A 25,206-nucleotide genomic window follows, 5' to 3' on the forward strand; every position below is an offset into this window, starting at 1 on the left:
GCGGGCCGGTCCGAGCCGGGCTCCCCCGCCCCGCAATCATTCCTGGCCGTAGCGGGCCGTGACGAACCGGTCGCGGCCGGCCAGGTCGGCGTGGTCGCGCGCGTCCCGCCAGCCGCGGTCTTCCGAGAACACCAGATAGACGGCCGAGCCCTGCTGGTCGGCGTGCTCCACCGCGACCAGGCCACCCGGCCGCAGCAGGCGCCGGGCCGTGCGCTCGACCGCGCGGACCTCGTCCAGCCCGTCCTCCCCCGAGCCGTACAGGGCCCGCGAGGGGTCGTAGTCGCGCACCTCGGGGTCGCGCGGCACAGCCCCCGGCGGGATGTAAGGCGGGTTGGAGACCACCAGATCCACCTGGCCGTTCAGCTCGGGAAGGCAGTCGGCGAGGTCCTCCGGGTGCAGGGAGACCCGTCCCAGCCCGTGCTCGACGATGTTGCGCTTCGCCCACCCGTAGGCCACGGGATCGACCTCGACGGCGTGCACCTGCGCGAGGGCGACCTCCTGGGCGATCGACAGGGCGATGGCGCCCGACCCCGTGCCGAGGTCGACGACGAGAGGCGATGCCACGTCCATCTCGCGGAGCCGGTCGATGGCCCAGCCCGCCACCACCTCGGTCTCGGGACGCGGCACGAACACCCCTGGGCCCACCTCAAGCGACAGGTAGCGGAAGTAGGCCCGGCCGGTGATGTGCTGAAGCGGCTCGCGGGCCTCACGCCGCGCGATGCCCTCCCAGAAGAGCGCGTCGAACTCCGAATCGGGCACCGTGTGGAGCTGGCCGCGCCGCACGCCGTGGACGAACGCGGCGATCTCCTCGGCGTCGGTGCGCGGTGAGGGCACCCCCGCCTCGGCGAGCCGGGCGGTGGCGAGGGCTATCTCGTCCATCAGCAGCGTCATGGGAGTTTTCGTGAAGGGCGTCGGCGGTGTCGTGGTCGCGTCCGGCTGCGTGCCGGGGGGCGGGGCGGGCGAGGTCACGTGGCTCAGGAGTGCGCCGCGAGCTTCTCGGCCATCTCGGCGTCGGTGAGGGCCTGGATGACCGCGGAGAGGTCACCGTCCAGCACCTGGTCGAGGTTGTACGCCTTGAAACCTACGCGGTGGTCGGAGATGCGGTTCTCGGGATAGTTGTAGGTGCGGACGCGCTCGGAGCGGTCGACCGTGCGCACCTGCGACTTGCGCTCGGCCGAGGCCGCGGCGTCGGCCTCCTCCTGTGCGATCGCCAGCAGCCGCGCCCGCAGGATGCGCAGCGCGGACTCCTTGTTCTGGAGCTGGCTCTTCTCGTTCTGGCAGGAGACGACCACACCGGTCGGCACGTGGGTGATGCGCACCGCGGAGTCGGTGGTGTTGACGCTCTGGCCTCCGGGGCCGGAGCTGCGGAACACGTCGATGCGCAGGTCGTTGGGGTCGATCTGGACGTCGACCTCCTCCGCCTCCGGGTACACCAGGACGCCGGCCGCGGAGGTGTGGATGCGGCCCTGCGACTCGGTGACCGGCACTCGCTGGACCCGATGGACGCCGCCCTCGTACTTCAGACGGGACCAGACGCCGTCGGAGCCCTTGCCCTTCACCGCGACCGTGACGTCCTTGTAGCCGCCGAGATCGGAGTGCTGGGCGTCGATGATCTCGGCCTTCCACCCGATGCGCTCGGCGTACCGCAGGTACATGCGGAGCAGGTCGCCGGCGAAAAGCGCCGACTCCTCGCCGCCCTCCCCCGCCTTGATCTCCATGATGATGTCCTTGTCATCGTTGGGATCACGCGGGATGAGCAGGTGTTTGAGCCGCTCTTCGAGCGGGGCGACGCGGCCCTCCAGTTGCACGGCCTCCTCGGCGAACGCGGCGTCCTCGGCGGCGAGTTCCTTGGCCGCCTGCAGGTCGTCGCGGACGCTCTCGAGCTCGCGGTAGGCCGACACGATGGGGGTCAGCTGCGCGTAGCGCTTGCCGAGGGTGCGCGCCTGGTTCTGGTCGGCGTGCACAGCGGGATCGGCGAGCCTCTGCTCAAGCTCCGCATACTCGTTGAGCAACTCGTCGAGATTCACCGTGCGTCCTTCTTCCTTCACCACCGGCTTGCTGCACCACCTGGGCCCTCTACCAAGAACGCCGACCCGGGCATCGCTCCCGCGAGCGGGAGCGATGCCGAGCCGGCGTCGGGCGCGGAGCTACTTGCTCGCGGGCTTCTTGCCGAAACGCTTCTCGAAGCGGGCCACCCGGCCACCGGTGTCCAGGATCTTCTGCTTGCCCGTGTAGAAGGGGTGGCAGGCCGAGCACACGTCGGCGTGGATCACGCCGTTCTTGGCGGTGCTGCGGGTGGTGAAGCTGTTGCCACAGCTGCACGTCACCTGGGTGGTGACATAGTCCGGGTGAATGTCGGGCTTCATCTGTAATCCTCTCTGGCGCGGCCGCCGGGTCGCCTTGGTCTCACGCGGTCAGGTGACACGCGGACGGGCGGGAACCGGAACCGCCGAACTGGGTCGGCTACCAGTGTGCCAGATCCTCCAACCTCGCCAGGCCATCGCGCATTCCCCGGCGAGGGCCGGACCCGGCACCTGTCCCCGGGCGGCCCAGGTGACTCGCCGAGCCTAGGCCCCAGGACACCGCCACTGCCCACAAATCCCCCACAGGACCGCAAAAGTTCGGTAACAGTGCCGAGCGCAGCCCCTTATCACCCCTCGCACCTGGGCCTCGGACACGACGAAGACAGTCGGACGAAGAGAAATGTGACCGCCAGGATGAGGTCCGCCCAAGGTAAGGAGTGGCCGAAGACACGGCGGCGGATCACCGGCATCGGACCCGCAGGAGAAGGCGAGCACGGCAGCAGCATGGCGGCGGCCGCCGGGATCAGAGGAGTGGCCGAGTACGGCGGCGGATCACCGGCGTGGAACCCGCGAGAGAAGGCGAGCACGGCAGCGGCGTGGCGGTGGTCGCCGGGATCAGACGCGGCGGAGGTAGGCGAGGACGGCGAGGACGCGGCGATGGTCATCGGGGGCGGGATCGAGTCCCAGCTTGCCGAAGATGCCGGAGATGTGCTTCTCGACCGCACCGTCGCTGATGCCGAGACGCGCGGCGATCGCGTTGTTCGACCGGCCCTCCGCCATCAGCGCCAGCACCTCCGACTCCCTGGCGGTGAGGGAGTCCAGGGGCTCGTGGCCGCCCCGGCGGCTCAGCAACTGGATCACGACCTCCGGGTCGATGACCGTCCCGCCGCCCGCCACCCGGCGGACGGCCTCGAGGAACTCGGTCACATCGGCGACCCGCTCCTTGAGCAGATAGCCCACCGCGGCGGCGTTCCGCCCGATGAGCTCGGCGGCGTACCGCTCCTCGACGTACTGCGACAGCACGAGCACCGGAAGACGAGGCAGCACGGACCGGGCCTCCAGCGCCGCGCGCAGGCCCTCGTCGGTGTGGCTCGGCGGCATGCGGACATCGACCACCGCGAGATCGGGCCGGTGCGCGCGCACCGCCTCGACCAGCCCGGGCCCGTCGCCCACGGCGGCCACGGTCTCGATGCCGCCGTCACCGAGCAGCCTGACCAGGCCTTCCCGCAGCAGCACGGAGTCCTCCGCGATCACCACCCGCACCCGTCCACCTCCATCCTCACCCTCACCTCAGGCCGCACGACCCCTCAAGGGGCGGCGGCCGCGGCGGCCCTGGCGGCGCCGCAGCCGAGATCACCGCAGTGGCCCGCACCGCCATGCCGGCCGGCCCGCCGCGCCGAACCCGTGCGTCCGCTTCGTGACGTACCACCCGGCTCTGCCGGCGCCGGTGCGCCGGCCACCGGACCGCGTGGGCCGGTGCACAGCGCCGGTCGGTGCACCGCATTGATCGCGGTGCACCGCGCCGATCGGTGCACCGCACTGATCGGTGGACCGCACTGATCGGTGGGGAGGTCACCATTCGCAGGGTAAGGCCGCGCGGACGAGAGTGGGGCCGCCCGGCGGGCTTTCGACGGTCAGCGTGCCGTCGATGGTGGCCGCGCGGTCGGCCAGGCCCGCGAGGCCACCGCCCGGCCGCGCCCCGGCACCGCCCACTCCGTTGTCGCGCACCTCGACCACAACCCGCTGCTCCTGACGCCCCACCCAGACCGACGCCTCCGTCGCCATCGAGTGCTTGGCGATGTTCGCCAGGGACTCGGCGACGATGAAGTAGGCGATGCTCTCGACGGCCGCGGGCGGGCGATCGGCGATGTCCACCGAGACCGTCACCCGCACCGGGGCCCGGGCGGCCAGCGCCGACAGCGCGGCGTCCAGCCCTCTGTCGGTGAGGATGGCCGGATAGATGCCGCGCGCCAGGTCGCGCAACTCGGCGATGGCGGCCTTGGTGCCCGCGTGGGCCTGCGCGAGCAGCCCGCGTGCCTCGTCGGGCTCGGTGTCGAACTTCGCCTGCGCCCTGCCGAGATCGAGCACCACCGCCAGCAGCCGCTGCTGGGCGCCGTCGTGCAGATCGCGCTCGATGCGGCGGCGCTCGGCCTCGGCGGCGTCCACGCCTCTGGCCCGGCTGGCCTGCAGGTGCCTGACCCGCGCCTCGTCGCCCGCGCCGAGCAGCGCCCCGGCCAGCATGCCGTGGATCCACGCCATGCCCCGCACGACGTACAGCGTCACGCAGAGCAGGGCGAGCCCGGCCGGCACCCAGGGCAGCGCCTCGGGCAGGGTGTCGATCAGAAGGCGCTCGCTGACGCGGGTGGGCACGCCGAACAGCACCAGGATCGGCTGCGTGATCAGCACACTGGAGACGACGCCCAGCGTGAACGTCGCCAGCGACTCGACCAGCCCGAGGGGCAACAGCAGGAACAGATAGCCGAGATCTTTGTAGGTGGCGGGGTCGGCGAAGAGCCGGCGCAGACGAGCCAGGACGCCACCGCCGGCCATGGGCTGGTAGGGATCGCGGATGGTCACGCCGAACGCCAGGCGGAGCAGCCGCCGTTCGAGCATGGCACCGCCCCGCCAGACGAGCATGGTGAGCACCAGCAGTGGCAGGCCGACCCAGATGGCCACCGTGGCGAAGGAGAGCGCCAGACCGGTCAGGAGGATGACGAACCAGGTGACGCCCCAGAACATGCTGAGCAGCAGATAGGGCACCGCGCGCCAGGTGATGGGATCGACGAGCAGCCCGAGCGGGCCACGCGCGCCGAGCGGCACCCTCAGCCGCAACGGCGGGCGCCCGGACGCCGTCTCGCCGGCCATGGCATGCCCTCCGATCCGAATCGCGTCGTCGGCGACGGCCCGTCCGGCCGTACGGAAAGAGCCTGCCAAGCCCGCGGGCTCGGCGCCATGGAGATGGCACCAGGAGTGGGGTGTGGCCAGCCCTACCTTCGGCCCTGCACCTGAGCGCCGATCGGCGATAAGGCGGACGGGCGAGCCGGTACCGGCATGGGCGGAGGACCCGGAGACCACGACCGCGATCCTCGGGCTGAGGGGCGGACCGGATAGCCGGTACGACCGGAGGGAGCGGGGAACACCACCGCCATCCTCGGCTGACGGGTTGACCGGGTCACCGCCACGGACCGAGCGAGGCGACACCACCACCGCCCTCGGGTGACCGGGTACCGGCACGGACCGGAGGGAGCGGGGCGACACCACCGCCGCCCTCGGAAGGTTTCCGGGGCGGCGGAGGTGGGGTGGTCCGGCCGGCTGCCGCGCCCGCCCTGGGAGGCCCTGGTCGGCAGGCCGGTCCTTCCGGCCGGGGCCGGACAGGGACGGGCTGTGACGTGGGCGTGCCCCGGGCGGGGCGGGCCGGGTCAGTCGCGGTCGGAGCTGACCGTGGTCTTCTGGACCTGGAGCAGGAACTCGGCGTTGGACTGCGTCTCGCGCATCTTCTCCAGCAGCAGTTCCAGAGCCTGCTGCATGTCGAGGGCGTGCAGCACGCGGCGCAGCTTCCAGACGATCTGCAGCTCGTCCCTGGACATCAGGATCTCTTCCTTGCGGGTGCCGGACGCGTCGACGTCCACCGCGGGGAAGATGCGCTTGTCGGCCAGGGAGCGGTTGAGCTTCAGCTCGGCGTTGCCGGTGCCCTTGAACTCCTCGAAGATGACCTCGTCCATCTTGGAGCCGGTCTCGACCAGCGCCGTGGCGAGGATCGTCAGCGAGCCGCCGTTCTCGATGTTGCGGGCGGCGCCGAAGAACCGCTTGGGCGGGTACAGGGCGGTGGAGTCGACACCACCGGACAGGATGCGCCCGGACGCCGGGGCCGCCAGGTTGTAGGCGCGGCCGAGGCGGGTGATGGAGTCGAGCAGGACGACCACGTCGTGGCCCAGCTCCACCAGCCGCTTGGCGCGCTCGATGGCGAGCTCGGCGACGGTGGTGTGGTCCTCGGCGGGACGGTCGAAGGTCGAGTGGATGACCTCGCCCTTCACCGACCGCTGCATGTCGGTGACCTCTTCCGGACGCTCGTCCACCAGGACGACCATCAGGTGGCACTCAGGGTTGTTCCGGGTGATCGCGTTGGCGATCGCCTGGAGCACCATCGTCTTGCCGGCCTTCGGCGGGGAGACGATGAGACCACGCTGGCCCTTGCCGATGGGCGCCACCAGGTCGATGATGCGCGTCGTCAGGATGTTGGCATCGGTCTCCAGCCGCAGGCGCTCCTGCGGGTAGAGCGGCGTGAGCTTGGAGAAGTCGGGGCGGTTGCGCGACTGCTCCGGGTCCATGCCGTTGACGGTGTCGAGCCGCACCAGGGCGTTGAACTTCTCACGGCGCTCGCCATCGCGGGGCTGGCGCACCGCTCCGGTGATGACGTCACCCTTGCGCAGGCCGTTGCGGCGGATCTGCGCGAGCGAGACGTACACGTCGTTGGCGCCCGGCAGGTAACCGCTGGTGCGGACGAACGCGTAGTTGTCCAGGATGTCGAGGATGCCGGCGATCGGGATCAGGACGTCGTCGTCGCCGATCACGGGCTCGTTGCTGTCGAAACGGTCGCGCCCGCGGCGGTTGCGCTCGCGGAACCGTCCGCGGCGTCCGCGGCGGTCGTCGTCGCCCTGCAGGTCACGGTCCTGGTCACGGCCCTGGTCACGGCCCTGGTCACGGCCCTGGTCGCGCGTCTGCTGACGTCCCTGGTCGCGGTCACCCCGGGGCTGGTCACGGTCACGAGACTGGTCGCGGTCGCGGGTCTGGTCGCGGTCGCGCCCCTGATCGCGGGTCTGCTCGCGGCGGCCCTGGGCGTCACCCGCGTCTGCGGCGCGCTGCTCGGGACGGCTGTTGTCGTTGCGGTTGTCGGGACGGTTGTCCCCGCGGTCACGACGGTCGGCGCCACGGCCGCGGCGCTCGCCGCGCTCACGACGGGACTCGCCGCGCTCGGGACGGCCCTCGGCCTGCGGAGCCTCGACCGGCGTGGAGACGGCGGCCGGGGCGGCCGGGGCCTGCTCGGGAGCCTGCGTCTCGGCCGCGGGAGCGCGCTCTTCGCGGGTCTCGACGACGGCCTCGACCGGCGCGGGGCGGGAACGTTCCCGACGGGTACGGGCCGGGCGCTCGGCCACCGGCTCGGCGGCGACCGCGGGAGCCGGGGCGGCGACAGGCTCGGCGGGGGCGGCAGGGGCGGAGGTGGAGGCACCGTCAGCAGATACGCCCTGCTTCTCCTGGATGGCCGCGATCAGCTGGCTCTTGCGCATCCGTCCGGTCCCGCTGATGCCCAGGCTCGACGCGAGAGCCTGCAGCTCGGGCAGCACCATGGCCGCGAGGCCGGTGCCGGAGCGACGGCGCGGCCTGGCCGCGGCGCGGGTGGGGGTGTCGCCGGCGGCCGACGGCGCTGCGCCGGGGGCGTCGGAGAGGAGTTCGGTGGTGTCGCTCAACTAAAAGGTCCTTCCCAGGGGTCGGGCGTCGGCCACGATCAGCCAGGCGTCCCGGTGGTGCGACCCGGCGGGACAGACCGGGTCGGGCTGGACGAAGCTCTAAGGTGTCGGTAAACCGGTGCGTCGAACCGGCCCGTGGCCGTCACCGTCGAGATTCGTGAGCCGTTGGGGGCCCGGGGGTCGCCCCCCGGCTGGTTACCGCCGACCAGATGTCGATGTCAGTCGAACGCGCATGTCCCCGATTACGCCGCTCCTCGACGCACCAACCGGATGTGGAGCAACCGGAGGCGATGAATTCGGGAAGCCCGCTGTGCGGCCTGTGTCTTGCGACCCAAGGCGCGATCCAGCGATGTATGGCTGACAAGCACGCACCCGCAACGGGGGCATCTGGTGCGGCTATCAGCCTAACATCACCAGCGCACACTGCTATTCCCTGAAGGTCGAAGATGCATCAGCGTGTCTCGGGAGATTCAACGCTCGCGCCGGACCGATCGACGTCCAATGGCTGGATGTGCCAGTCACTACCCACTTCCGACGCGATCAAATCATGGGTATCCGCCGTTCCGAACACCAGAACCGTAGGACCGGCTCCGGAGACGACGGCGGGAACCCCTGCCACGCGGAGACGTTCTACCAGATCAGCGGTGCCCGGCATCGCAGGCGCGCGGTAGGCCTGGTGGAGACGGTCTTCGGTGGCGGCGAGCAACAGCCCGCTCTCGGGTCGCTGGGTGAGCGCCGCGATCAGCAGGGCCGCGCGTCCGGCGTTGGCCGCCGCGTCGGCGTGCGGCACGTCCTTCGGCAGAAGCCCGCGCGCCTCCTCGGTGGAGAGCCGGGTTCTCGGCACGCACACCACAGGTCGGACGCCCCCATGCGGGCTCAGTTCCAGCTTATGCGGTGTTCCGGACAAGTCGCTCCACGCGATCGTGAGTCCTCCGGACAGGCAGGGCGCGACGTTGTCGGGATGCCCCTCCATGCGCGTGGCCAGCGTGAAGACGTCGTCGTCGGAGAGCGAGGGCGCGGCGAGCGCACGGGCGGCGAGGATGCCGGCGCAGATGGCCGCCGAGGAGGATCCGAGGCCGCGCGCGTGCGGGATGCGGTTGTGACACCGCAATCTCAGGCGCCGCGGCTGCGACGCGCCCGCGAGATCGAGCGTGGCACGGACGGCCCTGACGATCAGATGGCCCTCGCCGGTGTCCAGCTCGCCCGCGCCCTCGCCCTCGACGTGGACCTCGACGCCCGGGCCGTTCCCCTCGGCGCCCGGCGCGTCGTCGAGGATCGAGACCTCGACCTCGTCGTACAGGGTCAGGGCGAGCCCCAGAGAGTCGAAGCCCGGCCCGAGGTTCGCGCTGGTGGCGGGCACGCGGACCACGACGGTGCTGCTCGGTGACATGCGTTTCCTCAAGGGATGGGGTCGATCTCGGCCGATCATACGACCGCGCCGCGCGTCATGCGCCGCGGGGCCGCCGCGGGGTCGCCGCCGGGTCGCCGCCGGGTCGCCGCCGGGGCGGCCGTGCGGTCACCGCCCGGCGGGTCGCATGGGAACGGCCCCTTCGCGGGGCCGGTCCACGTAGGCGGAAGAGTCCACCCGCCGGATCACCGGCGGGTGGGTCTCGGGGCGGCGCCCGGTGTGTCAGGCGAGTTCGAGCGCGGCGGCCGCCGCGAAGGCGTCGACCGGGATGGTGAGCGGGGTGGGCGCGCCGGAGATCGCCCAGTCGGGGTCCTTCAGGCCGTTGCCGGTGACGGTGCACACGACGCGCTGGCCCGGGCGGACCAGCCCCTGCTCGTGGGCCTGCAGCAGGCCCGCGACGCTCGTCGCCGAGGCGAGCTCGACGAACACGCCTTCCTCCTGGGCGAGCAGTTTGTACGCGGCGGCGATCTGGCGGTCGGTGACGGCCTGGATGTCGCCCCCGGACTCGTCGCGCGCGGCCTCTGCGAGATGCCAGGAGGCCGGGTTGCCGATGCGGATGGCCGTGGCGATCGTCTGCGGATGGGTGACCGGGGCGCCATCGACGATGGGCGCCGCCCCCTTGGCCTGGAAGCCCAGCATGCGCGGGGTGTGGGTGGCCGCCGAGCTCTCGGCGTACTCGCGGTAGCCCATCCAGTAGGCGGAGATGTTGCCGGCGTTGCCCACCGGGATGCAGTGGACGTCCGGCGCGTCGCCGAGGGCGTCCACGATCTCGAACGCCGCGGTCTTCTGCCCCTGGAGGCGGTGCGGGTTGACCGAGTTGACCAGGGCGATCGGGTAGTTCTCTGCGAGCTTGCACGTCATCTCGAGGCAGTCGTCGAAGGAGCCGTCGACCTGGAGCAGCCGGGCGCCGTGCACGAGGGCCTGCGCCAGCTTGCCCATGGCGATCTTGCCGCGCGGCACGAGCACCGCGCAGGTGAGCCCGGCCCGGACGGCGTAGGCGGCCGCGGAGGCGCTGGTGTTGCCGGTGGAGGCGCAGATGACGGCCTTGGCGCCCTCTTCGAGGGCCTTGCTGATGGCCACGGTCATACCGCGGTCTTTGAAGCTGCCGGTGGGATTGAGGCCCTCGACCTTGAGATACACCTCGCAGCCGGTGAGCGCGGAGACGCGCCTGGCCGGGACCAGCGGCGTGCCGCCCTCCAGCAGGGTGACGACGGGCGTCGTCGTGGTCACGGGGAGCCGGTCACGGTATTCCTCGATAAGGCCACGCCAAGCCCTGAGCATCGTCACTCCTCCCGCGCCCGGCCCGGGTCGAGCGGGCACGACGGCGCGTAACCATGGGGTCCCGCTACCAGCGGTATCAGGCACCGAGTCTACGCAGGCGCCGGGCGCCCCCGCGCCTGTTGTCCACAGGGTGGACCACTCCGGCGGCCGCACTTTCCATACTCGGGCAAGGTACGCCTGGGATACACCGGGTAGCGGTCAATATCGCATCCCTGAAGAACCCCGGAAAGCTCACTGTCTCTTTAACCTCTTTTGCCTCACAATTGGGGCAAGACCCGCCATGCCGGAAGGAAAACGCCGCCGTGACCGCCGCGAGCAGAATCCGGGCCGGGGACGACCGCGACCGCCTGCACTGGCTCCTGGACCACCTGCCCGCGAGCCGTCCCGGCCGCCCGGTCTCCGTCCTCGACCTGGGCTGCGCCGAGGGCGAGCTGTCGTTCCTGCTCGCCGAGCGGGGCGACAAGGTGACCGGCGTCGACCGTGACCCGCGACTGGTCGCCGAAGCGCGCCGGCACGCCGGCCGGCTGTCCGCCGACGTCGCCGCGCGCGTCGAGTTCGAGGTCGGGGACGGGCACGCGCTGGACGGCGTTCCCGACGAGAGCTTCGACGCGGCCGTGGCCGGGGAGATCCTCGACCGCGTCGGTGACCCCGTCCAGGTGCTCGAAGCCCTTCACCGCACCCTCCGCCCGGCCGCGACGCTCGTCTTCACGGTGCCCTACGGCGTGAACGAGGCCGTCCTGCGCCTCGCCCGCGCCGTCGGCGACCACGCCGAGGACCCGGGCGACACCGGTGAGGACGAGGCCGAGCGGCGGCGGGTCTTCTACCACGGCAGCCTGCGCCACCTGGTGGAACCGCTGTTCGAGATCCGCGAGCTGACCGTGCTGCGCCACCACCTCGCCGGGGTCGCCGTCCGCAGGGACGAACCGCGCGGCACCCCGGGGTTCGCGCTGAGCCGGGCCGAGACCGCGTTCCTCCAGCGCGAGCGGCACCTGCACGGCGAGATCGCCGAGTTGCGCGCCCTGTGCGCCGAACTGAGCGACCGCGAGGCCACCCTGACCCGCGCCGGGCAGGAGTTGCTCGGCCGCAACGCCCAGTTGCGCGCCGAGGCGACGCGCCTGCTGCAGCGGATGCGGCATCTGGAAGGCCGCCTCGCCGAGTACCGCGAACTGATCGCGCGCCTGCGCCGCTCGCGGGCGTGGCGCCTGATCACGGCCTACCGGCGGGTGCGTTACTCCTCGGTTCGCGAGGCCCCGCCGGCCTCGCAGCACCCCGTGGCGATCGGCTCTCCCCCGTCCGCCCGGCGCGCCCTGCCCGGCCGGACGGAACCCTGAGCCGTACCGCGCGTCCGCGGGCCGGCGTCCCCCGCGCCGAAGATCTCATCGGCCGCGGAGCGACCGGATGCGGTTGACGAGCTTCCGCGCGGCCGGAGGCGGGGACGACGGCGGAGCGCCGGACGGCGGCTTCTCGGCGGCCTGCGAAGGCAGGGGCCCGGAAGGGGACGACGGCGATGACGCCGGGGCGGACGAGTCCGCCGGGACGCTCGAAGGGGCCGCCTTCCCGGGTTGCGTCCTCGGCCGATCGGCCGACGCCGGAGGCCAGAACTTGGCCGCGGGAGCGCGATGCACGCCGTGCGTCCGCTCGATCACCGCGTCGAGGTCGTCGCCGGGGCCGGCGAGCAGGCGGGCGCGGTTGACGGCGTCGGTGCGCTCCAAGCGCGCCGTTCTCCCGTCGGGGAACTCCACGACCAGCAGCCCGGCCCGCTTGTCGTTGATCATCCTGATCATGACCTCGAGCGAGCGGCGGTGCAGCGGCACCTCCACCGGCCCGGTGTAGCGGAACGGGACAGGCGCGGCGTCCCGCGCCGGGGCCGGCGCGAGGAGCACCCCCTCGTCGTGCCGGAACTGCTCCTGGACCAGCCGCAGCTCCAGGTCGGGGTCGTCGAGCACGCGGTGGCGGCCCTCGGTCAGCCGGTCCCACGGCGCGACGAGCGTGACCCGCACGTCCGGCAGGCTGCCGCCGAGCGCCGCGGCCACGGCGGCCCGCACCCGCGGCTCGGCGTGCCCCTCGGCCTGGAGGACGACCTCGACGTAGGGCACCAGCCAGCGCCGGCCCGGCTCCTTGCGCAGGTCGCGGCGCAGCGGGACCCGCTGGGCCAGATAGGGGGCCACGACGCGGACGATCGTGTCGGTGTCGACGCGCTGGGCCGGCAGCCCCAGGTGGACGGCGCGCGCCTCCATGTCGGGCACGAACACGGCGCCGGTCATGGCGAGCCGGTAGGCGAACTCGGTGTCCTCGCCCCTGAGGACCCGCGCGTCGAAACCCCCGGCCCGCGCGAACAACGCGCGACGGAAGGAGACGGTGGGCCCGGTGCAGACGTGATAGGGGTTCTTGCTGGTCCGCAGCCCGTCCAGCCGCCTGATCGTCGCCTCCGTGGAGCTCGGGACGGCCGTGGACAGGTCGAACAGCCCGTCGAAGTCGCCGTCGCGCACGGCGGCGTGCACCTGCTCGGGGGTGCGCGCCTGCTCCTCGACGAAGACCTTGGCGCCGATGGTGACCACGTAGTCGGCCAGATGGTGCCAGCGCATGAGCGCCTCGATGTGCTCGCGGCAGATCACCATGTCGGAGTCGAGGCGCTGGACGATCTCGCCCTCGGCCAGGCGCGCGCCGGTGTTGATGGCGTGCGCGATGCCCCATCCGCCGGGCGCGCCGGGCACCAGGCGGGTGCGCTCGGGGCGGATGCCGGGCAGGCGCAGCGGCGGCTCGCTGCCGTCGTCGACGACGACGACCTCCATCAGGTGGGAGGGGTAGGTCTGCGCGGCCAGGGCGGCGAGCGTCAGATCGAGCCGGTGCTGCCCGCCGTACGCGGGGATGACCACGCTCACGGGCAGGGACGGCGTCCACGCGCCGAGCGGCGGCGGGATGAGCGGCGAGTAGTCGTTGTGCCGGATCACCGGCCGCGCGGGACCGCCGGCGCCGTTCGGGGAGGCCGGGCCTTCGCCGCCATCACCGGTCGCGTTCGTGGAGGCGGTCAAGATGATCGCTCCTTCGTCGGTTCCGTTCGCCGCCGGAGCCGACATTACCCAAACAAGCTGGGAGGTTCATGAGAGGCCCGTGGCGCGGTCACCTGCCGGTCTTCCCCGCCTGCGCGGATCATGCGCGCCTCGCGCCATCTGACATGCGCCCTTACCGCGCCGGCCGCCTCCGAGTGGACCTGCGAAGCGCCGTCCGCCTACCCGCCCGCGCCTGCGGCGCCGTCCGCCTTGCCGCTCGCATCCGCGGCGCCGTTCGCCTTCACGCCTGTGCCAGGAACGCCATCGGTCTTCCCCCGCACGCCCGAAGCCCCGCCCGCCTGTCCGCTCCCCGTGCCGTTCGCGGGCTCGTCGGGGATCGTCACGGACGACGACGGGCCGTTCAGCGGCTCGCTCGGGGCCTGGGCGGTGCGGCGCACGGAGATGCGCTTGATCATGGTGCGCAGCCGGCCCGCCTTGAGCCTGGCCACCTCCCGGCGCAGCCCGCCGACCTCCCTGCGCAGGTCGACGGCGCTCTTGCGCCAGCGCCCCGCCTCCTCGCGCCACTTGGCGACCTGCCCGCGCAGCCGCTCGGCCTCCTTGGTCAGCCTGACCACCTCGGCCTCGGCCTCCAGCCGGGCGCGGTAGGCCATCCGGCGTCCCTTGGCGGGCACGGCCTGGGACGCGGGGACGAACCCGAGCGTCTCGCCGTCGATCCACAGCGCGCCGTAGACCTCGTCCACCACGTCGTCCACCGGGTCGTCCACCGGGTCGTCCATGGCGGGACCCGCGAGGGTGGAGGAGGGCTCGGCGGCCAGGACGAGCGCGGCGCGGGCGAAGGCGGCGCGGCGCTCCAGGCGGGCCGTGGCCAGCTCTTCGGGGGTCTCGGCGAGCAGCACTCCGACCAGGCCGTGCCCGTCGTCCACCGCCAGGTCGAGCAGCTTGGCCAGCGTGTCCTCCTCCGGCACCCACCCGGCCGGCAGGCACAGCCGGAACGGCGCCACCCGCGGGGCGCCGCCCGAGGCGAACCGCACGCGGCCGTCATGGGCGTAGTGGCCGAGGATGAGCGCGAGGTCCAGGCGGGGATCGGTGAGCGGCGCGCGACGCTCGGGCTCCAGCGTGTCCCACGGCCCGGTGACCAGCACCGACACGTCCGGCAGGGTGCCGGACAGGACGGCGTCCACGGTGGCGCGGGTGTCCTCGTACCCGGCGGCCTCGACCACGACCTCCAGGTACGGCACCTTCCACTGGCGCGCGGGGTGGGCGCGGAGCCAGCGGTACTGCGGGATGCGGTCGCCGATCAGGGCGTGGCTGACCCGGTCGATGGGCTGCTTGTCGCGCATGCGCATCGACGGGCCGAGGTGGTAGCCCCGGGCGAGCGGCTCGGGGACGAACACCGCGCCGGCCTGCGCGAGGCGGTATCCCATCTCGGTGTCCTGGCCGAGGATGAGCTCCTCGTCCATGGGGCCGGCCGCGTCGATCAGCCGGCGGGCCACCGAGGTCGCCCCGCCGACGTGCAGGCTGAAGGCCCGGTTGGGGGTGTCGGTGAGCCCGTTGGTGCGCTGCACCAGATCGACCAGCCACTCGTGCGGCTCGGCGGGCTCGAACAGGGCGGACAGGTCGGCGGTGGCCGCCACCGCCCCGGGATCGGGCAGCGGGGCCGTGGTGAACCTGAGGTAGCTGGTGACGACGAGGTAGGGGGCGAGATGGTGCCAGCGCATGTGCGCCTCCACCTCGTGCCGGTCCGGGACCACATCGGAGTCGAGCCAGTGGACGACGTCGCCGGTGGCGGCGGCCAGGCCGGCGTTGCGGGCGTCGGCCCGGCCGGGGACCTCGCAGACGACCAGCCGGGTGGCGGCCGGACGGATCTCCGGCAGGCGCAGCGGCGGGCTGCTGCCGTTGTCCACCACGACGACCTCGGTGAGCTCGCCGGGGTAGGTCTGCGCGGCCAGCCCGGCGAGGACGAGATCGAGCTTGTCCTGGCCGTTGTAGGCGGGCACGACGACGCTGACGCGAAGGCTCGGCGTCCACGCGCCGAGCGCGGGCGGGTCGAGCACGGTGTAGTCGTTGCCGTGGACGCGCGGGACCGCCGGACCGGCCGCCGCGGGCGCCGTGTCGTCGGGGCGCAGGGTCTGGCCGCTCATCGGGTTCCCAGGAAGTGGCGGGGCACGGGGCCGCCGGGACGGGTCACTGCGTCTCCAGGATGCGGCTCGGCCGGAAGCCGCGCCATTGGTTCGCCGAGACGCGCAGGAAGTGCGCGAGGGGCAGCTGCCAGGTGTGGCCGGCGGCGAGCGCGCGGCGCAGGACGTAGCCGAGCCCCTGGGTGCGGTAGATGCGGGCTCCGGCGGCGTGGGCGGTCTTGAGGAGCTGGGCGTCCACCCCCCGCGACACCCCCTCGAACCCGCCGATCTCGTGGTACTTCTCACGAGCGAGGAAGATGGTACCGCCGGCCACGTGGTCCGACCAGACCTCGCTGGTGTAGTCGGTGCGGCGCACGGTGACCTTCAGCGGCTCCAGGTAGAAGAACTCGGCGGCGGTGCCCACGATGTCGGCCCCGCTGTAGGCGCGGGCCATGAGCAGGTCGGCGAGGTGCTCCGGGGAGTACCAGTCGTCGTCGTCCCACTTGGCGATGTCGTCGCCGCCCGCCTTGGCCGCCACCTCGTGCAGCACCTGGCCGAACGGCGTGGCCTCGTCGGCCTCCACCAGGGTCAGCGGCAGGGGGAACCCGGCGACGGCGCGGCGCACGTCCTGGTGGGAGGCGGGGACGCCGTGCAGCCCCAGCAGGACCTCGACCTGGACGTGCCGCTGACGCGCGATCTGGGCGAGCGCGGAGGCGAGCAGGGCGGGCCGCTTGCTCGACATCACGACGCTCACTGTCGGCAGAGCCGACGCGGTCGTCGCTGCAGGGACGGCCGGCGCGGGCGGCAACGCGGGGACGGCCGGCGTGGCCGGCGCCGTGGGCGCGGAGCCGCGCGCCCCCGCCGTCCCGTCGTTGCCGTGGCGCAGGGCGTGGCGCCGCAGGCGGAGGCTGTGCTCCTCCCTGCGCAGATCGCTCACCGAGCCCACCGAGGGGTCGCGCGGGCCCGGCGCCCAGGAGGCGAGCAGCGCGGCGAGGCCGGGATCGGCCTGCTTCATCCAGGCGGGCGCGTCGTCCGCGTGGAGGGGCACGCCCGCGCGGGCCAGCGCGCGGATCGTCTCCAGCACTCCCGCGGCCTCGGTCGCGCCCGGCGGCCCGGACGCCGTGGCCGGGCCCGTCGCGGACGCCTCCGCGGTGCCCACGACCTGCGGCCAGCGGACGCGCAGGCCCGGGAGGGCGCGGAGCGGCACGATGTCGGCCGCGGTCAGCGGCGCGTCGGCGGGCCGTCCGGCGAGGACCGGCCGGGCCCCCGAGAACGACAGCTCGCCGGGATCGGCCGTCGGCGTCCGCACGTAGCCGAGCGGTGTCGGGTCGCCCTCTGCCAAGGCCTCACCTTTCAACTGCCGGCCCCGCCGGGGGGCGGCGGGGGGAAAGACGCCCAGGACCGCGCGGGACAGGGGCGCCGAACGGCGCCGAGGTCCCGCGAGGATGCGCGGAGCGGCGTCCCCGGGCGGGCCCGGGTCAGGGCGTGTCGTCGCCCTCGACGCGCATCACGCTCGTCACGCCTCTGACGATGTCGAGCTCGCGCAGCCCGTCTATTGTGGCCGAAAGCGCGGCGTCACTGGCCCGATGGGTGACCAGGACGAGCTGGGCGTCGTCGCCGTGCCCCTCCTGGCGCACGGTCTGGATGGACACGTCGTGCTTGGCGAACATGTCGGCGACCGTGGCGAGCACGCCGGGCTTGTCGGCGACGTCCAGCGACACGTGGTAGCGGGTGACCGTCTCGCCCATCGGATGGACCGGCAGGTCGGCGTAGGTGGACGCCTGGGGGCCGTGGGTGCCGGCCAGGCGGTTGCGGGCCACGGCGACCAGGTCTCCGAGCACCGCCGACGCCGTCGGCGCGCCGCCCGCGCCCTTGCCGTAGAACATGAGCTGCCCGGCGGAGCGCGCCTCCACGAAGACCGCGTTGTAGGCCTCGCGTACCCCGGCGAGCGGGTGGCTCCTCGGGATCATCGCCGGGTGCACCCGCACGCCGACCGAGCGGCCGTCGTCGGACCTGGCGCAGATCGCCAGCAACTTGATGACGTAGCCCATGGCCTTGGCGCTCGCGACGTCGGTCGCGGTGATCTCGGTGATGCCCTCGCGGTGCACGTCGGCGGCCGTCACGCGGCTGTGGAAGGCCAGCTCGGCCAGGATGGCGGCCTTGGCGGCGGCGTCGAAGCCCTCGACGTCGGCGGTCGGGTCGGCCTCGGCGTACCCGAGCGACTGGGCCTCGTCCAGGGCGTCGCTGAACGAGGCGCCCGTGGAGTCCATCTTGTCGAGGATGTAGTTGGTGGTGCCGTTGACGATGCCGAGCACGCGGCGGACGTGGTCGCCCGCCATGGACTCGCGCAGCGGCCGGAGCAGCGGGATCGCCCCGGCCACGCTGGCCTCGTAGTACAGGTCGACGCCGTGCCGCCCGGCCGCGCCGTGGAGGGTGGCGCCGTCCTCGGCGAGCAGGGCCTTGTTGGCGGTGACGATCGACTTGCCGCCGGACATGGCGGCCAGCATCAGCGACCGGGCCGGCTCGATGCCGCCGATCACCTCCACGACGATGTCGATGTCGTCCCTGGCCACCAGGGTCTCGGCGTCGGTGGTGAGCAGGGTGGGGTCGACGTCGCCGTCGCGCTTGCGGGCGAGCCGCCGGACCGCGACGCCCGCCAGCTCGAGCGGCGCGCCGATGCGGGCGGCGAGGTCGTCGGCCTGCTCGTGCATCAGCCGCACCACCTGGGAGCCGACGACGCCGCAGCCGAGCAGCGCGACCTTCAGCGGCGTGCGCGGCTCGCCGGGATCGCCCGGCCTCTCGTGCCTGCCCCGGGCCCCCGGGGCGGCCGGGACCTCCGCGCCGGGCGTGGCCGCCGCGCCGGATCCCTGTGGCCCCTCGGGCTCGACCGGTTTCATACTTGCCCCCTCAGCAGGTCGTCCTCGGTCTCCCTGTGCATGATGACGCGTGACTCGCCGTCCTTGACCGCCACCACGGCGGGCTTGAGGAGGTAGTTGTAGTTGTGCGCGAGCGAGCGGCAGTACGCGCCGGTCGCCGGCACCGCGAGCAGGTCGCCGGCGGCGACGTCCTTCGGCAGCCACACGTCGCGCACCACGATGTCGCCGCTCTCGCAGTGCTTGCCGACCACGCGCGACAGCATGGGGGCCGCGTCACTGGCGCGCGAGGCGAGCACGCAGGTGTACTCGGCCCCGTACAGGGCGGTGCGCAGGTTGTCGCTCATGCCGCCGTCGACGCTGACGTAGGACCGCAGCCCTTCGACGTCCTTGACCGTGCCGACCTCGTAGACCGTGATGCCGCCCGGCCCTGAGATGGCCCGCCCCGGCTCGACGGTGAGCCGGGGGACGGGCAGGCCGGCGTCCTCGCAGACCCGGGTCACGATCATGCGCAGGTTGTCGGCCACGACCTTGATGTCGGGCGCGTCGTCGCCGTCGACGTAGGCGATGCCGTAGCCGCCGCCGAGGTCGAGCTCGGGCAGGACGACGCCGTGCTCTTCCTTGATCTGCGTCAGGAGCATGGCCAGGCGCCGGGCCGCCACCTCGAAGCCCGCCGTGTCGAAGATCTGGGAGCCGATGTGGGAGTGCAGGCCGACCAGTTCGAGCTGCGGCAGCGCCAGGATGCGGCGGACGGCCTCGGCCGCCGCGCCGCTGTTGAGCGACAGGCCGAACTTCTGGTCGTCGTGGGCGGTGGCGATGAACTCGTGCGTGTGCGCCTCGACGCCCGTGGTGACCCGGATCTGGATCTTGGGACGGACGCCCAGCTCCTCGGCGAGGTAGCCGACGCGGGCGATCTCCTGGAAGGAGTCGACGACGATGTGCCCGACGCCCGCCGACAGCGCCCGCTTGAGCTCGGCGTAGGACTTGTTGTTGCCGTGCAGGGCGATGCGCTCGGGCGGGAAGCCGACGCTGAGCGCCACGGCCAGTTCGCCGCCGCTGCAGACGTCCAGGCCCAGGCCCTCCTGGTCGACCCAGCGGGCGACCTCTTTGCACAGGAACGCCTTGCCCGCGTAGTAGACGTCGTCGCCGGGGAAGGCCGCCTTGTAGTCGCGGCACCGGGAGCGGAAGTCGTCCTCGTCCACGATGTAGAGAGGGGTGCCGTACTCACGGGCCAGGTCGCGGACGTCCACGCCGGCGATCGTGACGGCCCCGTCCGCGCGGCCGGACGTTCGCGGCCAGATGGTGGGGGCGAGCGTGTTCAGGTCGGCGGGGGCCTGCGGAGGGCGCTCCTCGGGCAGCACTTCGGCGTGCCGGTCACCGGCGGGATGGGCGAATCGACTCACCCGAACGAGGCTATCCGACCCTGTGATCCCACCGCGCCCTGTGCCCACCTGGCGAGACGGCGATAAGGAAGATCTTCCGCGCGGCAGGCCGCAAGGCGTACCACTTCCGGCCATTTGCCGCTTTTAGTCATATTTTGCCCGGTGGGGTCTGCCCGAGTTCCGCGAGCTCCTCCCCGAGCACCTTGCGGACGGCTCGCGCCATCCACAGCCGCGCGACATGCGTGCCGGTCGGCGCCTGGTCGCCCATCGGGATCGCCGGAGCGTGCTCGAACGCCTCGTGGTAGGCCCACGCCAGCCGTTCCAGGTACGCCGGCCGGCCGGAGTGGCGCCCCGCCCGCCTGCTCGGCAGCTCCGCCAGCACCCGCAGCACCGCCCGGTCACGCCGATCGTCGAGCGACTCACCCCGGAAAGCCGCCGGCGCCCCCTGACTTCCCCCCGGCACCCCCGCAAGGCCCGGCTCCGGCCACAGGGCGGCGTCCAGGCCGAGGTCGCGGGCCCAGCGCTGGACGGAGCCCGCGCGCACGTAGGCGTACCGGACGGCGAAGCCGGGATTGCTCCAGCCGCGCGGCCGGTCCGGCCACGGCGCCGTCAGCGGACCGCCATGCGCAGGCGCCGGGGGCGGCGGCTCGGCCAGGATCTCCGGGACGATCATCCCGGGCACCGCCAGCTCGATCACCAGGAAGCCGTTCGGCCGGGCCTGGACCGCCCGCACGCCCGGCACCGACCGCAGCTCCGCCGCCAGCCCCGCTGCCACCTCCGGCACGGGCCGCCCCGCCGCCCGCCGGAGCGCCGCCGTCGAGACGTACACCGCCTCGCGCTCCCAGGACCCTTCAGGCACGGGTGGAGTGCCGAGCACGGCACGCAGCGCCGCCACGATAGGTCGCACAGAGCTCAGGCTACGGGGCCGCCACCGGCGCTCCCCGCCACCGCCGCCGCCGGGGCGTCCGTGGCGGACGCCGCCGCCAGGCGCAACGCCTTGCGGATCACCGCGGCCGGGTCGCGCCCGAGGTCACCCACGCGCTGACCGTCCGTCCCATCCGGCCAGTCTGACCTTCTCCCCGCCCGCACGGCGACCGAATATCGGGGCGCGGCGCCCGCCGGACGGCGCGGCGGGCCGGTCACTCGGCGAAGGTCTTGCCGGTTTCCAGGAGGGTCTTGAGTTCGCTGAGGACCCAGGCGTGGCCGCCGCCCGCGCCGTGGTCCTCCCACTGGCCGGCGACCAGCGCCGCGAGCCTGGGGGCGCCCGCCAGTTCGTGGGTGAGGGTCAGGGAGCAGACCCCGCCCGGCAGTTCCTTGATCTCATGAGTGATCACGGTGGCGCGCTCGCCGGCGATCTCTGGGTCCATCAGCATGCGGAAGGTGGTGACGAGCTTGCGGGGCGGGTCGGCCGACACGACCTCCCCCTCGATGACCACGTCGGGGACCTCCCGGCCGCCGGCCGCGCCCGCCGCCTTGAACTGCTCGGTGGCGCGCACCTTGTACGCGCCGCCGGGGCGCAGGTCGTAGTCGGCCAGGCCGGTGTAGCCGTACCGGGCGGTCCATTCGGGCCTGGTGATGGCCTCCCAGATGCGCTCGGGGGTGGCCTTGATGTAGACGCGGTAGACCTGGGTGTCCGCCGCGCCGGGCGTGGGGGTGGTCATGCCCGGTCCTCCGGTTCCGCGTTGGGATCGACGAGCGCCGTCACCTGACGCCCGGTGTACTTGTCGGCCCACCTGTCGTGGACCGGCCGGATCTCCACTGATGCCGGCCGCCGTGACCGGCCGCACGGCGAACCCGTGACCGGGGTCATCGGGCGTCGTAGGCCGTCCTCGACTCAAGGATGCCGGAGGCGTTGTCCTCCGCCCACCCGGCAAGGGTGCGGACGACCTCGAGCAGGCTGTGCCCGCGCGCGGTCAGCGCGTAGTCGACCCGCGGGGGTTTGGTGTCGTAGACGGTCCGCGTCACCAGGCCGTCGCGCTCCAGCCCCTGGAGTGTCGCGCTGAGCATGCGTTTGGTGATGGGTTCGCTCATCCGGCTCAGCTCGTTGAACCGCCGGGTGGTGTCGCCGAGCTGGCAGATGACCACGACCGACCACTTGTCGCCGATCCGTTCGAGCACGTCGCGGATCAAGGCGCGGCGGGTGTGCTCGGACAGGGCGGCGTCGTCCGCCCGGGTGATCGGATGTGGCATGACCAGCAGTATACGAGAGGTACCAGGTTCCGCTCCTGAACGGTTCTCCCGGCGATACCAGGTCATGGCGAAGTGCCTTCTTGCCGCCTTCGCCACATCGATGCAACGGTACGAATAGCAGACCAGGTATACATCGAGAACCATAAGGGAGCTGGGACTTTGCGAGCGATCGGGGTGTACGAGTTCGGGGGACCCGACGTGCTGCGGGTCGTCGACCTGGCGGAACCACATGCCGGGCCCGGTCAGGTCCGGGTACGGGTGCACGCCGCCGCGGTGAACCCCGCGGACACGCTGCTGCGCTCGGGCGTGCACGCGGGGGCGTTCGCCGGAACGCCGGCCCCGTACGTCCTCGGGATGGACATCGCCGGCGTGATCGACGAGATCGGCCCAGGGACCCCGACCAGCCTGTCCATGGGCGAGCCGGTGATGGCGATGGTGGATCCACTGCCGCCGGCCGCGGGCGGCTATGCCGAGTACGTGGTCCTGCCCGCCGGCTGGGTCGTCCCCGCACCGGCGGGCGTCGGCCACCCGGCGGCCGCGACGCTGCCGATGAACGGGCTCACCGCGCTGCTGGCGCTCGACCTGCTGGCACTGGCCCCCGGCTCGGTCCTGGCGGTCACCGGGGCCGCCGGCACCCTCGGCGGGTACCTGGTCCAGATGGGCAGGCACGCGGGGCTGACCGTGGTCGCCGACGCCGCGCCCGCCGACGAGGCCCTGGTCCGCCGGTCCGGCGCGGCCGACGTCGTGGCCAGGGGGGCCGATGTCGCCGAACGCATCCGAGCCCGGTACCCCGATGGCGTGGACGCCGTGGCGGACACGGCGCTGGTCGGCCCGCGCCTGCTGGACGCCGTACGGGACGGTGGCGCCTACGCCCGGTTCCGCAGCGGCGACGAACCCGGCGGGCACCGGTTCGACGACGGCGGTGCGGTCTCCGTGCGGGCGGTCTTCGTCCCCGACTACGCGGGGCGGACCGACAAACTGCACCAGATCCGCCGGCTCGCCGAGTCGGGTGTGCTGACCCCGAGGGTCGCGGCGACCCTCCCCGCCGCCCAGGCCGCCGACGCGCACCGGTCGCTGGAGGCCGGCGGTGTCCGCGGCCGGCTCGTGCTCACCTTCTGACCTCCGCCGACTCTCACCGACAAAGGAGTTCCACCATGTCCGCACGTTTCGCGGAGAAGGTCATCCTGATCACCGGGGGCACCTCCGGCATGGGGCGTGCCCTCGCCGAGCGGGTCGCGTCCGAGGGCGCGAAGGTCGGATGCACCCGGCCGGACGGATCGCCCGACCCGAGGAGGTCGCGGCGCTCGCGGCGTTCCCGCTGAGCGACGAAGCGCGATTCATCACCGGAGCCGCGCTCGCGATCGACGGGGGGGATGACCGCGGGCTGACGGGGACGTCCCGCCGTCCGCCGCGCAAGCGCGGGACCGCCTTTCCGGGAGAACCGGAAGATCGGCGGGGAGCGGCCGGCGTCCTTTCGTGAACCGCCCGGGAAGTCCGAGCCTGTGGGAGACCTGGCGGGCGCGGGTCCCGACCCTGGCCGGGGAGACAGGGGACCCCTCGGCGCCGCCGCGATAGCCTCGTGCCTGGAGCCGGGGACAAGGAGTGGTCGCGATGAGATGCCCGCTCACGAGAACGGCGTCCGTCATGCCGGCCGCCCTCCTGGCGGCGGCCCTCGCCGGATGCGGCGCCACCACGACCGGAGCCGCCGCCAGTGCCGTCCCCATGCCCGCCGCCCCGCGCTCATCAGCGCCGTACCCCGCGGACGGCCCGCAGGGCGGGTCCCCCTCTCCCCCGGACGGCTCTGCCGCGGCCACCGGCACTTCAGGCACAGTCGGCGCCTCCAGGACCGGCGGATCTTCCTCGACCGGCGGCCGGGACGCCGCCTCCATCGACTCCAAGGGCCGGCCCCGCCGGCTGGTGGCGCAGTGGGAGTCGTTCGGAGGGTTCGCGGGCACCCGCAGGGACCTCACCCCGCCCAAGATCGCGGTCTACGGCGACGGGCTGGTGGTCGCCGGCGCCGAGCGGCGGGTGACCGTGAAGCCGGCCGAGGTGACCGCCCTGGTGCGCACCCTTCGCCGCGATCTCGGCGGCCAGGCCGCCACCCCGTCCCCCACCGCGGGCCCGCGCGTCTCCGACGCCATGACGACGGTGCTGGCGGTCCGCAGCGGCGGCACCATGCGGTCGGTCACCGCCTACGCCCTGCAGGAGACCCGCTCCCAGCACGGCTATCCGGCCGCCCTCTACCGCGCGCTCGACACGATGAACGGCCTGGCGGCCCGGGTGGCCCGCACGTCGTCGCCCTACACCGCCGGCCGGGTCCTGCTGGTGGCCCAGCCCCGTCCGGGCGAGAGCGGCGCGCCGTGGCCGGGTCCCGTCCCCCAGCCCTCGGCCACGAACGAATCGATCGCCATCAGGCACCTGTCCGGCGCGAAGGCCCGCGCCGTGGTGCGCCTCGTCCACCGCGACCCCAAGAAGGGCGCCTGGCCCCTCTACCGCGACCACCACGACCACACCTACGCCCTCTCCTGGCGATACCTCCTCCCCTCCGAGTGACGAGGCGGGCGAGCGCCGCCCGGGGGCGGAGTTGTCGGTGGCGGTGGGCATACTGCGGTGCATGGAAGCCCGGATCTCTCTCATCACCCTCGGCGTCGCCGACCTCGCGCGGTCCTACCGGTTCTACAAGGACGGCCTGGGCCTGCCGACGAGTCGCACGCCCGAAGAGGGCATCGTCTTCTTCCGGACCTCGGGGGCGACGCTCGCGCTCTTCCCGTACGACGAGCTGGCCAAGGACGTCGGCCCAGGCTGGGAGGTGCCGCGGTCGAAGTTCTCCGGCATCACGCTGGCGCACAACGTCCGCGAGCGCCACCAGGTCGACGAGGTGCTGGCCCTCGCCGCGGCCGCCGGCGCCGAGATCGTCAAACCGGCGGAGGACACCTTCTGGGGCGGCTACTCCGGCTACTTCACCGACCCCGACGGCTACCTGTGGGAGGTCGCCTGGGGCGCCTTCCCCTTCAACGACGACGGCTCCCTCCAGGTCACCTGAGCCGCCCGTCGACGCTCGCGCCCTCCGGCGGAGACCTGTCGCCTGTCGTGCCGTGATCTTCGGGCGGTCCCATGGCGGTCGAGGAGGACCATGCCGACCACGTCGGGCCGAACCGGCGTCACGCCTGCCCGAC

23 protein-coding genes are annotated in these 25,206 nt (G+C 73.1%); 6 read left to right on the plus strand and 17 right to left on the minus strand.

The features are described 5' to 3' along the window. Positions 1-36 precede the first annotated feature (36 nt). From prmC to thrC, 8 genes are all read right to left on the minus strand, one after another. Positions 37-891 carry a peptide chain release factor N(5)-glutamine methyltransferase gene (gene prmC, locus ACFQSB_RS14900; protein ID WP_380826993.1) on the minus strand — a complete coding sequence of 285 codons (855 nt, stop codon included), beginning with the start codon at positions 889-891 and terminating at the stop codon, positions 37-39. An 83-nt stretch (positions 892-974) separates the two neighbouring features. Continuing rightward, positions 975-2,027 (minus strand): peptide chain release factor 1, encoded by a 1,053-nt coding sequence (prfA, locus tag ACFQSB_RS14905; RefSeq protein ID WP_380826995.1) that lies wholly within the window; start codon positions 2,025-2,027, stop codon positions 975-977. A 120-nt stretch (positions 2,028-2,147) separates the two neighbouring features. Further along, on the minus strand, positions 2,148-2,366 hold the full coding sequence (rpmE, locus tag ACFQSB_RS14910; RefSeq protein ID WP_354841816.1) for a 50S ribosomal protein L31: 219 nt from the start codon (positions 2,364-2,366) through the stop codon (positions 2,148-2,150). Positions 2,367-2,918: 552 nt separating this feature from the next. After that, entirely contained in the window at positions 2,919-3,566 is a 648-nt protein-coding gene (locus ACFQSB_RS14915; RefSeq protein ID WP_354916489.1) for a response regulator transcription factor, read from the minus strand. Positions 3,567-3,875: 309 nt separating this feature from the next. Then, complete coding sequence (locus ACFQSB_RS14920) at positions 3,876-5,168, minus strand: sensor histidine kinase (protein ID WP_380826996.1); 1,293 nt, start codon at positions 5,166-5,168, stop codon at positions 3,876-3,878. A gap of 554 nt (positions 5,169-5,722) precedes the next feature. After that, positions 5,723-7,768 carry a transcription termination factor Rho gene (gene rho / locus ACFQSB_RS14925; protein WP_380826997.1) on the minus strand — a complete coding sequence of 682 codons (2,046 nt, stop codon included), beginning with the start codon at positions 7,766-7,768 and terminating at the stop codon, positions 5,723-5,725. Positions 7,769-8,219: 451 nt separating this feature from the next. Beyond that, on the minus strand, positions 8,220-9,158 hold the full coding sequence (thrB, locus tag ACFQSB_RS14930; protein WP_380827135.1) for a homoserine kinase: 939 nt from the start codon (positions 9,156-9,158) through the stop codon (positions 8,220-8,222). A 240-nt stretch (positions 9,159-9,398) separates the two neighbouring features. Further along, positions 9,399-10,457, minus strand: coding sequence for a threonine synthase (gene thrC / locus ACFQSB_RS14935; protein WP_354841803.1), 1,059 nt, complete (start codon positions 10,455-10,457; stop codon positions 9,399-9,401). A 302-nt stretch (positions 10,458-10,759) separates the two neighbouring features. On the opposite strand from thrC, the gene ACFQSB_RS14940 reads away from it, so the two are divergent. After that, the gene (locus ACFQSB_RS14940; protein ID WP_380826999.1) at positions 10,760-11,788 is read left to right on the plus strand and encodes a class I SAM-dependent methyltransferase; all 1,029 of its coding nucleotides are present in this window, start codon (positions 10,760-10,762) and stop codon (positions 11,786-11,788) included. Between the two features lie 45 nt (positions 11,789-11,833). Here the strand turns inward: ACFQSB_RS14940 and ACFQSB_RS14945 are convergent, their stop codons facing one another. The 9 genes from ACFQSB_RS14945 to ACFQSB_RS14985 all read right to left on the minus strand — a co-directional run bounded on the left by ACFQSB_RS14945 (position 11,834) and on the right by ACFQSB_RS14985 (position 22,030). Further along, positions 11,834-13,489: a glycosyltransferase gene (locus ACFQSB_RS14945; protein WP_380827000.1), complete on the minus strand. Its 1,656-nt coding sequence runs from the start codon at positions 13,487-13,489 to the stop codon at positions 11,834-11,836. 197 nt (positions 13,490-13,686) lie between these two features. Further along, positions 13,687-15,609 (minus strand): glycosyltransferase family 2 protein, encoded by a 1,923-nt coding sequence (locus ACFQSB_RS14950; RefSeq protein ID WP_380827001.1) that lies wholly within the window; start codon positions 15,607-15,609, stop codon positions 13,687-13,689. 43 nt (positions 15,610-15,652) lie between these two features. Further along, entirely contained in the window at positions 15,653-16,927 is a 1,275-nt protein-coding gene (locus ACFQSB_RS14955) for a family 2 glycosyl transferase (RefSeq protein WP_380827004.1), read from the minus strand. 136 nt (positions 16,928-17,063) lie between these two features. Further along, on the minus strand, positions 17,064-18,482 hold the full coding sequence (locus tag ACFQSB_RS14960; protein ID WP_380827007.1) for a homoserine dehydrogenase: 1,419 nt from the start codon (positions 18,480-18,482) through the stop codon (positions 17,064-17,066). Further along, positions 18,479-19,861 carry a diaminopimelate decarboxylase gene (lysA, locus tag ACFQSB_RS14965; protein WP_380827009.1) on the minus strand — a complete coding sequence of 461 codons (1,383 nt, stop codon included), beginning with the start codon at positions 19,859-19,861 and terminating at the stop codon, positions 18,479-18,481. Before lysA ends, ACFQSB_RS14960 begins: the two co-directional genes overlap by 4 nt. A gap of 127 nt (positions 19,862-19,988) precedes the next feature. Beyond that, the gene (locus ACFQSB_RS14970; protein WP_380827010.1) at positions 19,989-20,747 is read right to left on the minus strand and encodes an anticodon-binding protein; all 759 of its coding nucleotides are present in this window, start codon (positions 20,745-20,747) and stop codon (positions 19,989-19,991) included. A 5-nt stretch (positions 20,748-20,752) separates the two neighbouring features. Then, positions 20,753-20,878 carry a hypothetical protein gene (locus ACFQSB_RS14975; protein WP_380827012.1) on the minus strand — a complete coding sequence of 42 codons (126 nt, stop codon included), beginning with the start codon at positions 20,876-20,878 and terminating at the stop codon, positions 20,753-20,755. 101 nt (positions 20,879-20,979) lie between these two features. Beyond that, positions 20,980-21,501, minus strand: coding sequence for an SRPBCC domain-containing protein (locus tag ACFQSB_RS14980; protein ID WP_380827013.1), 522 nt, complete (start codon positions 21,499-21,501; stop codon positions 20,980-20,982). A 145-nt stretch (positions 21,502-21,646) separates the two neighbouring features. Continuing rightward, positions 21,647-22,030 carry a winged helix-turn-helix transcriptional regulator gene (locus tag ACFQSB_RS14985; RefSeq protein WP_380827015.1) on the minus strand — a complete coding sequence of 128 codons (384 nt, stop codon included), beginning with the start codon at positions 22,028-22,030 and terminating at the stop codon, positions 21,647-21,649. A gap of 159 nt (positions 22,031-22,189) precedes the next feature. Here ACFQSB_RS14985 and ACFQSB_RS14990 point away from each other — a divergent pair, with 159 nt between their 5' ends. The 5 genes from ACFQSB_RS14990 (at position 22,190) to ACFQSB_RS15010 (ending at position 25,073) form a co-directional block, all read left to right on the plus strand. Continuing rightward, on the plus strand, positions 22,190-23,149 hold the full coding sequence (locus ACFQSB_RS14990; protein WP_380827017.1) for an NADP-dependent oxidoreductase: 960 nt from the start codon (positions 22,190-22,192) through the stop codon (positions 23,147-23,149). 35 nt (positions 23,150-23,184) lie between these two features. Further along, a complete protein-coding gene (locus ACFQSB_RS14995; RefSeq protein ID WP_380827139.1) occupies positions 23,185-23,352 on the plus strand; it encodes an SDR family NAD(P)-dependent oxidoreductase in 168 nt (55 codons plus the stop codon). Beyond that, positions 23,289-23,510 (plus strand): SDR family oxidoreductase, encoded by a 222-nt coding sequence (locus ACFQSB_RS15000; RefSeq protein ID WP_380827018.1) that lies wholly within the window; start codon positions 23,289-23,291, stop codon positions 23,508-23,510. The genes ACFQSB_RS14995 and ACFQSB_RS15000 overlap by 64 nt, the downstream gene beginning before the upstream one ends. A 164-nt stretch (positions 23,511-23,674) precedes the next feature. Next, a complete protein-coding gene (locus tag ACFQSB_RS15005) occupies positions 23,675-24,583 on the plus strand; it encodes a hypothetical protein (RefSeq protein WP_380827019.1) in 909 nt (302 codons plus the stop codon). A 61-nt stretch (positions 24,584-24,644) separates the two neighbouring features. Continuing rightward, positions 24,645-25,073: a VOC family protein gene (locus ACFQSB_RS15010; RefSeq protein WP_354841761.1), complete on the plus strand. Its 429-nt coding sequence runs from the start codon at positions 24,645-24,647 to the stop codon at positions 25,071-25,073. Positions 25,074-25,206: the final 133 nt, after the last annotated feature.

The organism is Sphaerisporangium rhizosphaerae (assembly GCF_042665155.1).
GTDB lineage: Bacteria > Actinomycetota > Actinomycetes > Streptosporangiales > Streptosporangiaceae > Sphaerisporangium > Sphaerisporangium rhizosphaerae.